The following is an 11,931-nucleotide window of genomic DNA, read 5'->3' as shown; positions in this document are numbered from 1 at the left end:
TGCTCTCACCCCGCGATCCGTACGGTCGTGTTGGCGCCCCAGATCGCGAGGCTCAGGAAGAAGTCCAGGACGTTGATGGCGACGATGGACGTCCGCACCGCCCGGCCCACCGCGACGCCGACGCCCGCCGGACCGCCGCTCGCGTAGTAGCCGTAGTAGCAGTGCACCAGGATGATCAGCACGGCGAAGACGATCACCTTGCCGAAGGACCACAGGACGTCCACCGGCGGCAGGTACTGCTGGAAGTAGTGGTCGTACGTGCCCGTCGACTGCCCGTAGTAGCCGGTGGTGATGGTGCGGGCGGCGAAGTACGAGGAGAGCAGCCCGATCACGTACAGCGGGATCACCGCGACGAACCCGGCGATCATCCGGGTCGTCACCAGGAACGGCAGCGACGGGACGCCCATGACCTCCAGCGCGTCCGTCTCCTCGCTGATCCGCATCGCGCCGAGCTGCGCGGTGAACCCGGCGCCGACCGTCGCGGACAGGGCGAGCCCGGCCACCAGCGGGGCGATCTCGCGGGTGTTGAAGTACGCCGACAGGAAGGCCACGAAGTTGGAGGTGCCGAGCTGGTTCAGGGCCGCGTAGCCCTGGAGGCCCACCTCGGTGCCGGTGAAGAAGGACAGGAAGGCGATCACGCCGACCGTGCCGCCGACCACGGCGAGCGCGCCGCGGCCGAAGCTCACCTCGGCGAGCAGCCGCAGGACCTCCTTCTTGTAGCGGCGCAGGGTACGGGCCGTCCACGCCAGGGAACGGCCGTAGAAGGAGAGTTGGGTGCCCAGCTCTTCGAGCGAGCGCAAGGGGCGGTCGAGGAGTCTCATCGGCTACCCCTTCTGCGGGACGACCTGGAAGTACACCGCGGTCATCACGAAGTTGGTCACGAACAGGAGCATGAAGGTGATCACCACGGACTGGTTGACGGCATCGCCCACGCCCTTCGGACCGCCCTGCGCCGTCAGCCCCTTGTACGACGCGACGATCGCCGCGATCGCCCCGAACACCAGCGCCTTGATCTCGGCCGCCCACAGGTCGGACAGCTGGGCGAGGGTGGTGAAGGAAGCCAGGTAGGCGCCGGGGGTGCCGTTCTGCAGGACGACGTTGAAGAAATAGCCGCCCGCGACGCCGACCACCGACACCAGGCCGTTGAGCAGCACGGCCACGACCATCGAGGCCAGCACGCGCGGTACGACGAGCCGGTGGATGGGGTCGATGCCGAGCACCTGCATCGCGTCGATCTCGTCCCGGATCTTGCGCGCCCCGAGGTCCGCGCAGATCGCCGTGCCGCCCGCACCCGCGATCAGCAGCGCGGTGACGATCGGTGAGGCCTCGCGCAGCACGGCGAGCACGGACGCGGCACCGGAGAAGGACTGCGCGCCGAGCTGCCGGGTCAGGCTGCCGATCTGCAGCGCGATGACCGCCCCGAAGGGGATCGAGACCAGGGCCGTCGGCAGGATCGTGACGCTCGCGACGAACCACGCCTGCTGGATGAACTCCCGTGCCTGGAAGGGCCGTCGGGGCAGGGTCCGGACCACGTCCAGCGCCATCGCGAACAGGTTGCCCGAGTGCCGGAGCGCACCCGTCGGGGAGAGTCTCATGCGCCGCTCACCGCCCTCCCGTGCAGCCGGGCCTCGCATCTGGCGATCGCCTCCCAGCGGGGCGGCCGGGTGATGCCGGGGCCGGGCAGCAGGCGGGGAGTCAGCACATCGGCCGGACCCGCCTCGTCGATCTGGGCCAGCTCCTGCTCGACCTGGGCCGCGTCCTTCTCCTCCGCCATGCCGATCGGGCCCTGCATCCGGCCGTTCAAAAACTGCCGTACGACCGGCTCGTCGCTGGTCAGCAGCTCCTCGCGGGGCCCGAACAGCACCAGCTCGCGCCGGAACAGCAGCCCGATGTTGTCCGGCACCTGGCGGGCCGAGGCGATGTCGTGGGTGACGATCAGGAAGGTCGCGTCGATCTGTGCGTTGAGGTCGACGATGAGCTGGTTCAGGTAGGCGACGCGGACCGGGTCCAGGCCCGAGTCCGGCTCGTCGAACAGGATGATCTCCGGGTCGAGGACCAGGGCGCGGGCGAGCCCGGCCCGCTTGCGCATACCGCCGGAGATCTCGCCGGGCAGCTTCTCCTCGGCGCCGATCAGCCCGACCATGTCCATCTTCTCGAGGACGATCCGCCTGATCTCGCTCTCGGGCTTGCGGGTGTGCTCGCGCAGCGGGAAGGCGATGTTGTCGTACAGGTTCATCGAGCCGAACAGGGCGCCGTCCTGGAACAGCACGCCGAACAACTTCCGCACCTCGTACAGGTCGTGCTCCCGCAGACGGGTGATGTCCCGGCCCGCGACCTTCACCGAGCCGCGGTCCGGCTTCAGCAGCCCGACGAGCGTCTTGAGGAACACCGACTTGCCCGTCCCCGAGGGGCCGAGCATCACCGAGACCTCCCCGGCGGGCAGCGTCAGCGAGACGTCCTGCCAGATGACCTGGTGGCCGAAGGACTTGGTCAGCCCTTCCACACAGATCTCCACACCCATCCGGTCCCACCCTTCGCCCGTGGAGCAGCTCCGACACCTGCTCTACGGGGAGGGGCGGGACGTCCGTCGCGGCGACCGGGAAATTTTTTTCGGACGCGCCGACGGCGGGCTACGGCAGCTTCACGGCAGGCACGCTCGGGGTGTGCACCGGGAGGGAAGCGGACGGGAGCGCGGGAACCGGGGGGAGTGACGGCACGGACGGCACCGACGGCACCGCGGACTTCACCGGCAGCTCCGGAAGCGGAGGCGTCGAGACCTCCGGCAGGGGCGGCACGGAGACGGGTGCGGCGGATTCGCCGGTGGGCGACGGCCGGAGTGGGGTACGGCTCGGGACCGCGGGCGGCCGGTGCGTCCGCGGGGCATGTGCCGGCACGGTGCGTCCGTTCCCGTCGTTCCTGTCGTTCCCCAGCACCTGCGCCACCCCACGGGACTGCGTCGGCTGCGGCGCCGGGGCCGACCCGCCGCCCCCGCCGAGCGCGTACGGCAGCACGAACCCGGCCACCGCCAGGGTCGCCGCCGTCGAGGTGACCGCCACGGCCTGCACCTTGCCGCCGCCGCGCGCCCGCCCGTGCCCGATCAGGAACAGCACGAGGCCGAGCGTCCCGGCGAGCGAGGCGCGCAGCGTCCGCCGGGCCCGGGCGAGCAGCGACTCGACGGTCCGGTAGCTGAGCCCCATCCGCACCGCGACCTGGCTCACGTCCAGGTCCTCGGACTTCAGCCGCAGCGCCTCCGCCTGCCGGGCGGGCAGTTCCCCGCTGCGCACGGCGAGCCACCTGGCCTCGGCCCGGTCGCACACCGCCTCCTCGACGGGGACCGGGCCCGGCGCGACGAGCGTGGGGCGGCGGCCCACCTCGGCCTCGCGGTTGACCTGCCGGTACCGGTCGACGCACAGCCGCATCGTCACGGTCGTCAGCCAGGCGCCGAGCCGCTCGTCGTCGAGGTCCGGGCGCTCCGCGGCCCGCAGCATCGCCTCGTGCACGGCGTCCTCGGCGTCCTCCTGGCTCATCGAGCGCCGCCGGGCCACCTTGAGCAACTGCTCGCGGTGGCTCCACATGCGCCGCCACCGCTCGTCGGCGGCCACTGCGTCCGCAGGCATGTCCGTCGCCATGAGGGCCCCTTTGCGCTCACCCGCCGGTCCTGTGCTCCCGACGGGTGGCGACATTACCGCCGGGTATCCGCGGTTGTGGAGGGGGAGCCGCGCATCGTGTTCCAGCCGTTGCCGACCCTAGCCGTCGCTGGTCAGAGGCCCCGCGTCGGGCAGCCCACCGCCTCCGGGCAGTGTGAGGGTCGGCCGGGGGACGGGGATCAGCGGCGGCTGGGACTGCTTCGGGGCGGCTGCCGTGGGGGACGGGGAGGGCGAGGCGGGCGGCGCCGAGGGAGTGCGGGAGGGCCCGGGGCCGGGCCTGCCGCCGCCCGACGGCTTCGGCGAGGGCTTCGGGGCCTTCGGGCGGGACGGCCCCGGCCGGTCCCCGGACTCGGCGCCGGACCCGGCGGGGGCGTCCGGCACCACGCGGTGTCCGGTCAGGTAGTAGGCGTACCAGGCCCTGACCGTGCGCAGATAGGCGTCCGAGTGGTTGTAGCCGAGGATCGCCCGGTCCAGGTCGGCGGGGTTCGACAGGTCCCGGCCGCCCGCACAGAGGTAGTGGCCGGCGGCGAGCGCCGCGTCGTAGACGTTGTCCGGGTCCGCCCGCCCGTCGCCGTTGCCGTCCACGCCCCAGTGGGCCCAGGTCGACGGGATGAACTGCATCGGGCCGACCGCCCGGTCGTACACCGTGTCCCCGTCGTACGCGCCGCCGTCGGTGTCCGTCACCACGGCGAAGGCGCCGCCGGTCAGCCGGGGGCCGAGGATGGGCGTCACGGTCGTACCGTCGGGGGTCACCCGGCCGCCCCACGCCTGCCCGGACTCCACCTGGCCGATCGCGGCCAGCAACTGCCAGCGCAGCCGGCAGCCGGGCGCGGTGCGCGCCAGCGCCTCCTCGGCACGCCGGTACGCGGCGAAGACGCTCGCGGGCAGGGCGCCGCCGCCCGGCACCTGCCGTGCCGAGCCCTTCTTCTGCGTCCGCAGCGGCGGAAGACCGGTGCGGTAGGGGGTGTCGCCGGACACGCTGGGTCCGTGCCCGGCGGGCGCCGCCTTCGGCGCGGACTCCGCGGCCGCGGCCGAGAACGCCCCCGGCGCCTGCGACGCGGTCAGCGCGGCCATCGCCGCGGCCGCGACCGCCGTACCCTTCGCACCCCTCAGTGCCCCCTTGCGTGCACGCACTGTCACTGTGCAGTCCCCTCCGTGAGTGAATCCGTCGTCTGCTCTACGCGGCCGGACGGCAGGTCCGTCGCGCGGATCCGGGAGGGCCCTTCTCGGGGAGCGGATCGGGCACGTGTGTCCGTTAAGGTCTCACCAAGCGGTCGGGGCGGTCACCGCCCCCGATCGCCGGCCCGCGGGAACGCAGCGGGCCGGAACAGCTGCCATGGGGGCACAGTGAGACTGAGAGTGGAGTTCACGACCGAGCCTTTCGATCTCGACGAGGCGCCCGCGCACGCGCTGGTCGCCCGCGAGGTCATCGAGGCGGCGAAGCTGGACGCGGTGGACGTCGGCCCGTTCGGCAACACCGCGGAGGGCGGTGCCGACTCGGTCCTCACCGCCGTGGACGCCCTGCTGCGCAAGGCGCTGGACGCCGGTGCCACCCGGGTCTCGCTCCAGGTCAACGTGATCGGGGACGCCAGCGGGGAGGGCGAGCGGTGAGCGGGGACGAGCCCTTCATCACGGCCGTGAAGCCGCTGGTCGACGCCATGGGCGGGGAGATTCTCCCGCCGGACGAGGCCGGGCCCGAGGACGTCGTCCTGGCCTGGGAGGGCGTCGACGTCGTCGCCGTACGCCTGCCCCAGCTGGCCGACTCCCTAGACCACATCCTGGCCGCCATGGAGCGCAGGCGCGGCAAGCCGCTGGCCGAACTGGACCGCAAGTCCAAGCAGGAGATCGTACGGATACTGGAGGCGCGCGGCGCCTTCTCGGTGCGCCACGGCGTGGAGACGGTGGCGAGCGCGCTCGGCGTCAGCCGCTTCACGGTCTACAACTATCTCAACCGTGAGAAAGAGGGCTGACCGCCCCTCGGGACGTAACCCCGAATTTTCAACAAAGTGTTGACGTGGTGTTTCGGAGGGCGTTAGCTACAGGCAGCCCGTTCAGCACGAAGGCCGAATCCGGCCACGGAGGCTCCCGTGACTTCGACTTCCACGCCCCCGGGCCTGGCCCGGTTCAACGACCTGGAGGAGCCCGCGGCCCTCGCGGCCCTCCACGAGGCGTGTGCCTCCACCGAGTGGGCCCGGCGCCTGCTCGCCGCCCGCCCCTGCGCCACCCCCGACGCGCTCTACGCCGCCAGTGACGCCGCCATGGCCGAGCTGACCACGGCGGACCTCGAGGAGGCGATGGCCGGGCACCCGCCGATCGGGCGCCCCAAGCCCGGGGATCCGACCTCCGCGCGGGAACAGGCCGGCATGGCCGGCGCCGCCGAGGCACTCAAGGCCGAGATGCTCGAACTCAACCTGGCCTACCAGGAGAAGTTCGGCCATGTGTTCCTGATCTGCGCCACCGGCCGGACCGGTGAGCAGATGCGCGACGCGCTCAAGGAGCGGATCGGGAACTCGCCGGAGCAGGAGCGGGAGATCGTCCGCACCGAGCTGGGCAAGATCAACCGCATCCGACTGGCCCGACTCGTCGAAGAGGACGCCTGACACCATGAGCACCAGCACCACCGCCTCCGTGTCCACACACATCCTGGACACCTCGATCGGCCGCCCCGCCGAGGGCGTCGCCGTCCAGCTCAGCGTCCGCGCCGGACGCGAGAAGGACTGGCAGGCGCTCGGCGGCTCCGCGACCGACGCCGACGGCCGGTGCAAGGACCTGCCGGCACTGCCGGAGGGGACCACACACGTACGGCTCGACTTCGCCGTCGAGGCGTATTTCTTGCAGTTCGAGAACAAGCAAGCCGATGCGCAGCAGGACGCCCCCGCGAATCGGGACAGCGGACCGGCCGTGTTCTTCCCGGAGGTGGCGATCACGTTCGCCGTCGTACCGGGCGAGCACTACCACGTACCGCTGCTGCTCAACCCGTTCGGCTACTCCGTTTACCGAGGGAGCTAGCTAAATGCCCACCATCCTGGGACAGAACCAGTACGGCAAGGCCGAGAACCGAGTCGTAAAGATCACGCGGGACGGCGCCACCCACCACATCAAGGACCTCAACGTCTCCGTCGCGCTGAGCGGCGACATGGACGAGGTCCACTACTCCGGCTCCAACGCCAACGTCCTGCCGACCGACACCACCAAGAACACGGTGTTCGCGAAGGCCAAGGAACACGGCATCGAGTCCGCCGAGCAGTTCGGCATCCACCTCGCCCGCCACTTCGTCACCTCGCAGCCGGCGATCCACCGCGCCCGGATCCGGATCGAGGAGTACGCCTGGGAGCGGATCGAGACCTCCGACGCCAACTCCAAGTTCATCGGCGCGGACGAGGTCAAGCACTCGTTCGTGAAGAAGGGCCAGGAGACCCGGCTCACCCAGATCACCTACGACGGTGAGAAGTGGGAGGTCGTCTCCGGCCTGAAGGACCTGGTCGTGATGAACTCGACGAACTCCGAGTTCTGGGGTTACGTCAAGGACAAGTACACGACCCTGCAGGAGGCGTACGACCGCATCCTCGCGACCCAGGTCTCCGGCCAGTGGCGGTTCAACTGGACCGACGACGAGCAGAGGATGCCCAACTGGGAGAAGTCCTACGAGCAGGTCAAGAAGCACATGCTCCAGGCCTTCGCCGAGACGTACTCCCTCTCCCTGCAGCAGACGCTCTACCAGATGGGTGCGCGCATCATCAACAACCGCAGCGAGATCGACGAGGTCCGCTTCTCGCTGCCGAACAAGCACCACTTCCTGGTCGACCTGGAGCCGTTCGGACTCAAGAACGACAACGAGGTCTACTTCGCCGCCGACCGGCCCTACGGCCTGATCGAGGCGACCATCCTCCGGGACGGCTGCGAGCCGCGGATCCCGGTCGACATGACCAACCTCTGACGCGGGACGCGTGTCCCCGGTCCCGCCACCCGGGCCGGGGGCCCGCCACACCGGAGGGAACACCATGGCACAGCCCGTGGCACTCGGCGCCGGCATCGGCGCGGGCGCCCTCGTCACGGTCCTGCTCAACCTGTTCTTCCATCATCTCGGCACCCGGAGCGGCAGACCGGCTCCGGCACTCAAATCCCCCTAGGGTCCTGCCGTGCCCTCCCGTGGACATCCCCCTCCCTCTGCTCACGGGCCCGCCACTCAAAGACAAGGAAGCACCATGGCACCATCGGCAGCCCAGCGCATCGTCATCGAGAACTGTGCCATCGCGACCGTGGACGCGGACGACACCGAGTACGCCTGCGGACACATGGTCCTAGCCGGCAACCGCATCGAGTCGATCGGCGCGGGCCGGGCCCCCGAGGGCCTCGAGAACGTGGTGCGCCGGATCGACGCCGGCGGCCATCTGGCCACGCCCGGTCTGGTCAACACCCACCACCACTTCTACCAGTGGATCACCCGCGGCCTGGCCACCGACCACAACCTGTTCAACTGGCTCGTCGCGCTCTACCCCACCTGGGCGCGCATCGACGAGCAGATGACGTACACGGCCGCGCAGGGGTCCCTCGCCATGATGGCCCGCGGTGGTGTCACCACCGCCATGGACCACCACTACGTCTTCCCGCACGGCTCCGGCGACCTGTCCGGTTCGATCATCCGGGCCGCCGCCGAGATGGGCGTGCGCTTCACGCTGGCCCGCGGCTCGATGGACCGCAGTGTGAAGGACGGCGGTCTGCCGCCGGACTTCGCCGTCGAGACGCTGGAGGGTGCGCTCGCCGCGACCGAGGAGACCGTCAAGAAGCACCACGACGCCTCCTTCGACGCCATGACCCAGGTGGCCGTGGCCCCCTGCTCCCCGTTCTCCGTCTCCACCGAACTCCTCAAGCAGGGCGCGGAGTTGGCGCGCCGGCTGGGCGTACGGCTGCACACCCACGGCTCGGAGACCGTGGAGGAGGAGAAGTTCTGCCACGAGCTGTTCGGCATGGGCCCGACCGACTACTTCGAGTCCACGGGCTGGCTCGGTGAGGACGTGTGGATGGCGCACTGCGTCCACATGAACGACTCCGACATCGCGGCGTTCGCCCGGACGAAGACCGGTGTCGCCCACTGCCCGTCCTCCAACGCCCGCCTCGCCGCCGGCATCGCCCGCGTCCCCGACATGCTGGCCTCCGGCGTCCCGGTCGGCCTCGGCGTCGACGGCACCGCCTCCAACGAGTCCGGCGAACTCCACACCGAGCTGCGCAACGCCCTGCTGATCAACCGCCTCGGCGCCCACCGCGAGGCCGCGCTGAACGCCCGTCAGGCGCTCAGGCTCGGCACCTACGGCGGCGCGCAGGTCCTCGGCCGGGCCGACCAGATCGGCTCGCTGGAGGCCGGCAAGCTGGCGGACGTGGTGCTGTGGAAGATGGACACCCTCGCCCACGCCTCCATCGCCGACCCGGTGACCGCGCTGGTCTTCGGCGCGGCGGCCCCGGTCACGGCGTCCTTCGTCAACGGCCGCCAGATCGTGGAGAACAACCGTCTGCTCACGGTGGACGAGGACACCATCGCCCACACCACCCGCGAGGAGGCCCAGCGCCTGGCCCGCATCAGCGCCCAGGCCTGAGCCCACCCACACCCCGGTGGGCCGGCTCCGCCTACGCCCGGCCCACCGGACCGTCCCCTCAGCGGGGACACCGAACCCCTCGGCGACCGCCCCCAGCGGCCCGCCGACCAACCTGGCGACCGCCCGCACGGGTGTCCGCCAAGAACCCCGGCGAGCCGGATCATGCGGCCGGCCCGCCGGACACCTGGGCGGTCACCTTTTGCGGGTGGTCCGCCGGAAGACTTGGCGGTCACCTTTTGCGGGTGGCTCGCCGGAAGACTTGGCGGTCGCCCGCGCGGGTGTCCGCCGGAGGCCCTGGCATGCCGGATCATGCGGCCGGCCCGCCGGGGACTTGGCGGGTCGCCTCGTACGGGCGGCGTGCCGGAGGACTTGGCGGGTCGCCCCGTACGGGCGGCGCGCCGGAAGACGCGGTGGGTGGTCCCCCTGGGGGCGGCTCGCCGGAACGCTCCGGTCGGGAGGGACGGCTCCCGACCGGGGTCCGTGGACCCGAGCGGGGTCCACGGCAGCCGTCCGGGGCGCGTGTGAACGCACGCGCCCCGGAACGGTCACCGCTCGACCCGCTCAAGCGCCACCCCCGTCCCGGTCCCGCACGACCACACGCACCACCTCCCTGAAACCCACGTCGACGACGACGTGTCACCCGCCCGGAGGAGCCGCCGTGGCCGCCCATCCTGTTGACGAGAAACTCCCCGCCCTCAAAATGGCGACCAGCGGCCTGCAGCACGTGGCCGCCATGTACGCGGGAGTCGTCGCCCCACCCCTGATCGTCGGCGCGGCCATAGGCCTGTCCGGCAAAGACCTCACCTTCCTCACCGGAGCCTGTCTGTTCACCGCCGGGCTCGCCACCTTCCTGCAGACCCTCGACTTCTGGAAGATCGGCGCCCGCCTGCCCTTCGTCAACGGCGTGACCTTCGCCGGCGTCGCCCCCATGACGGCGATCGTGGCAACCGCCAAGGACAAGTCCGACGCGCTGCCGATGATCTTCGGCGCGGTCATCGTCGCGGGCCTCCTCGGCTTCATCGCGGCCCCCTTCTTCAGCAAGGCCGTCCGCTTCTTCCCGCCCGTCGTCACCGGCTCGGTCATCACCCTGATCGGCGTCTCCCTGCTCCCGGTCGCGTTCGGGTGGGCCCAGGGGCCGAACCCCGCCGCGCACGACTACGGCTCGACGACGAACCTCGCCCTGGCCGCCGTCACCCTCCTCATCGTCCTGCTGCTGCGCCGCTTCACCCGCGGCTTCGTCAAGCAGATCGCGGTCCTGCTCGGCCTGATCATCGGCACGATCATCGCGATACCCTTCGGCGTCACCGACTTCAGCCCCGTCGCACACGCCGATGCCGTCGGCTTCCCGACCCCCTTCCACTTCGGCGCCCCGACCTTCCACATCGCGGCGATCCTGTCGATGTGCGTGGTGATGGTCGTCTCCATGACGGAGTCCACCGCCGACATGCTGGCGCTCGGTGAGATCGTCGAACGCCCCTCCGACGAGAAGGTCATCGCGGCCGGCCTGCGCGCCGACACCCTCGGCTCCGCCCTCAGCCCCCTGTTCAACGGCTTCATGTGCAGCGCCTTCGCCCAGAACATCGGCCTCGTCGCCATGACGAGGATCCGCAGCCGCTTCGTCGTCGCCGTCGGCGGCGGCTTCCTCGTCCTGATGGGCCTGTGCCCGATGGCGGCCTCGCTCATCGCGGCCGTTCCCCGGCCGGTCCTCGGCGGCGCCGGCGTCGTCCTGTTCGGCTCGGTCGCCGCGAGCGGCGTCCAGACCCTGGTCCGGGCCGGGCTGGAGAAGGACAACAACGTCCTGATCGTCGCCGTCTCCCTCGCGGTCGGCATCATCCCGATCACCACGCCGGACTTCTACCACGCCTTCCCCGACACCGCGAAGATCGTCCTGGACTCCGGCATCTCCACCGGCTGTGTGGCGGCCGTCGTCCTCAACCTCCTCTTCAACCACATCGGCAAGGGCCAGGAGGCCGAGGACGTGACGCACCCGATGGAGGCGGGCGAGGAACTCACGCCCGCCCACTGAACATCCCTGCGGGGCACGGCGATCACCGTGCCCCGCACGGGCGCGTGCGGCGGTCCGAGCTCGTCAACCCGTCGCGGGACCAGCCCACGCCATGAGGTTGGCCAGCAGCTCCGCCTGCTCGATCGCGTCGTCGAGGGCGTGGTGGGTGTGCCGGCGCCGGGACAGCAGATGGCGTGGCATCGTGCCCTTGGCCACCGCCCGCAGCGGCAGCCCGGCCTTGGTGGCGTACAGGGTCTTCATGTCCAGGCAGCCTGAGTGCCCGAAGGGGCTCTCGCCGGTGAACCGGATCAGGTACCAGTACAGGAACGTCCAGTCGTACGACGCCGGATAGCCGCACATCACCGGCTGCGCGCCCGCGCTCACCTCCCGCACCCATGCGCTGAACTCGGCGAGCGCGACGGCCGGTTCGCTGCCCTCCGTCCGCAACCGGTTCCGGTCCAGGCCGCCCACCGCCAGTGCCTCGGGAACGAACTCCTCGGAGATCGGCCGCAGTTCACGGTAGAAGGTCTGCTGTTCCGGATCGGCCGGGGTGAAGCCTTCGGCGTCCTGGGTGCCGGCCACGGCCGCGCCGATGCTCAGCATGGAGTACGGCCCCGGGATCGGCCCGTCGGCCTCGACATCGACGGAGATGCAGCGGCTGGGCCTGACGCGTCGTACGGGCATGGCC

General features: G+C 71.0%; 14 protein-coding genes. 8 read left to right on the top strand and 6 right to left on the bottom strand.

What is annotated here, in order from left to right:
• Positions 1-5 precede the first annotated feature (5 nt).
• The 5 genes from ACFYZB_RS21780 to ACFYZB_RS21760 form a co-directional block, all read right to left on the bottom strand.
• On the bottom strand, positions 6-821 hold the full coding sequence (locus ACFYZB_RS21780) for an ABC transporter permease (RefSeq protein WP_351204217.1): 816 nt from the start codon (positions 819-821) through the stop codon (positions 6-8).
• A 3-nt stretch (positions 822-824) separates the two neighbouring features.
• A complete protein-coding gene (locus ACFYZB_RS21775; RefSeq protein ID WP_351204219.1) occupies positions 825-1,595 on the bottom strand; it encodes an ABC transporter permease in 771 nt (256 codons plus the stop codon).
• Positions 1,592-2,521 (bottom strand): ABC transporter ATP-binding protein, encoded by a 930-nt coding sequence (locus tag ACFYZB_RS21770; protein WP_388761002.1) that lies wholly within the window; start codon positions 2,519-2,521, stop codon positions 1,592-1,594. The genes ACFYZB_RS21775 and ACFYZB_RS21770 overlap by 4 nt, the downstream gene beginning before the upstream one ends.
• Positions 2,522-2,630: 109 nt before the next feature.
• Positions 2,631-3,629, bottom strand: coding sequence for an RNA polymerase sigma factor (locus ACFYZB_RS21765; RefSeq protein WP_388760999.1), 999 nt, complete (start codon positions 3,627-3,629; stop codon positions 2,631-2,633).
• A gap of 117 nt (positions 3,630-3,746) precedes the next feature.
• Entirely contained in the window at positions 3,747-4,787 is a 1,041-nt protein-coding gene (locus ACFYZB_RS21760; protein ID WP_388760996.1) for a lytic transglycosylase domain-containing protein, read from the bottom strand.
• Between the two features lie 207 nt (positions 4,788-4,994).
• Between ACFYZB_RS21760 and ACFYZB_RS21755 the strand changes: the two genes are divergently transcribed.
• The 8 genes from ACFYZB_RS21755 (at position 4,995) to ACFYZB_RS21720 (ending at position 11,264) form a co-directional block, all read left to right on the top strand.
• Positions 4,995-5,258 (top strand): hypothetical protein, encoded by a 264-nt coding sequence (locus ACFYZB_RS21755; protein ID WP_351204275.1) that lies wholly within the window; start codon positions 4,995-4,997, stop codon positions 5,256-5,258.
• A gap of 47 nt (positions 5,259-5,305) precedes the next feature.
• The gene (locus ACFYZB_RS21750; RefSeq protein ID WP_351204604.1) at positions 5,306-5,617 is read left to right on the top strand and encodes a helix-turn-helix domain-containing protein; all 312 of its coding nucleotides are present in this window, start codon (positions 5,306-5,308) and stop codon (positions 5,615-5,617) included.
• Between the two features lie 117 nt (positions 5,618-5,734).
• Positions 5,735-6,247, top strand: a complete 513-nt coding sequence (uraD, locus tag ACFYZB_RS21745; RefSeq protein ID WP_388760992.1) for a 2-oxo-4-hydroxy-4-carboxy-5-ureidoimidazoline decarboxylase — start codon at positions 5,735-5,737, stop codon at positions 6,245-6,247.
• Between the two features lie 4 nt (positions 6,248-6,251).
• Complete coding sequence (gene uraH / locus ACFYZB_RS21740) at positions 6,252-6,656, top strand: hydroxyisourate hydrolase (RefSeq protein WP_388760989.1); 405 nt, start codon at positions 6,252-6,254, stop codon at positions 6,654-6,656.
• Positions 6,657-6,660: 4 nt separating this feature from the next.
• Positions 6,661-7,584 carry a factor-independent urate hydroxylase gene (pucL, locus tag ACFYZB_RS21735; protein WP_388760986.1) on the top strand — a complete coding sequence of 308 codons (924 nt, stop codon included), beginning with the start codon at positions 6,661-6,663 and terminating at the stop codon, positions 7,582-7,584.
• Positions 7,585-7,648: 64 nt separating this feature from the next.
• Entirely contained in the window at positions 7,649-7,777 is a 129-nt protein-coding gene (locus tag ACFYZB_RS21730; protein ID WP_351204620.1) for a hypothetical protein, read from the top strand.
• Positions 7,778-7,852: 75 nt separating this feature from the next.
• Complete coding sequence (locus ACFYZB_RS21725) at positions 7,853-9,238, top strand: 8-oxoguanine deaminase (RefSeq protein WP_388760983.1); 1,386 nt, start codon at positions 7,853-7,855, stop codon at positions 9,236-9,238.
• A 658-nt stretch (positions 9,239-9,896) separates the two neighbouring features.
• Positions 9,897-11,264: a nucleobase:cation symporter-2 family protein gene (locus ACFYZB_RS21720; protein WP_388760980.1), complete on the top strand. Its 1,368-nt coding sequence runs from the start codon at positions 9,897-9,899 to the stop codon at positions 11,262-11,264.
• A 63-nt stretch (positions 11,265-11,327) separates the two neighbouring features.
• Here ACFYZB_RS21720 and ACFYZB_RS21715 read toward each other — a convergent pair whose 3' ends face one another.
• Positions 11,328-11,927, bottom strand: coding sequence for a 3'-5' exoribonuclease domain-containing protein (locus tag ACFYZB_RS21715; RefSeq protein WP_388760977.1), 600 nt, complete (start codon positions 11,925-11,927; stop codon positions 11,328-11,330).
• Positions 11,928-11,931 lie beyond the last annotated feature (4 nt).

Origin of the sequence: Streptomyces sp. NPDC001852, assembly GCF_042891825.1 — a bacterium.
In the GTDB taxonomy this organism is placed as follows: Bacteria; Actinomycetota; Actinomycetes; order Streptomycetales; family Streptomycetaceae; genus Streptomyces.
Note: the sequence above shows the minus strand (reverse complement) of the source record. Positions and strands in the feature narration are given on the sequence as shown.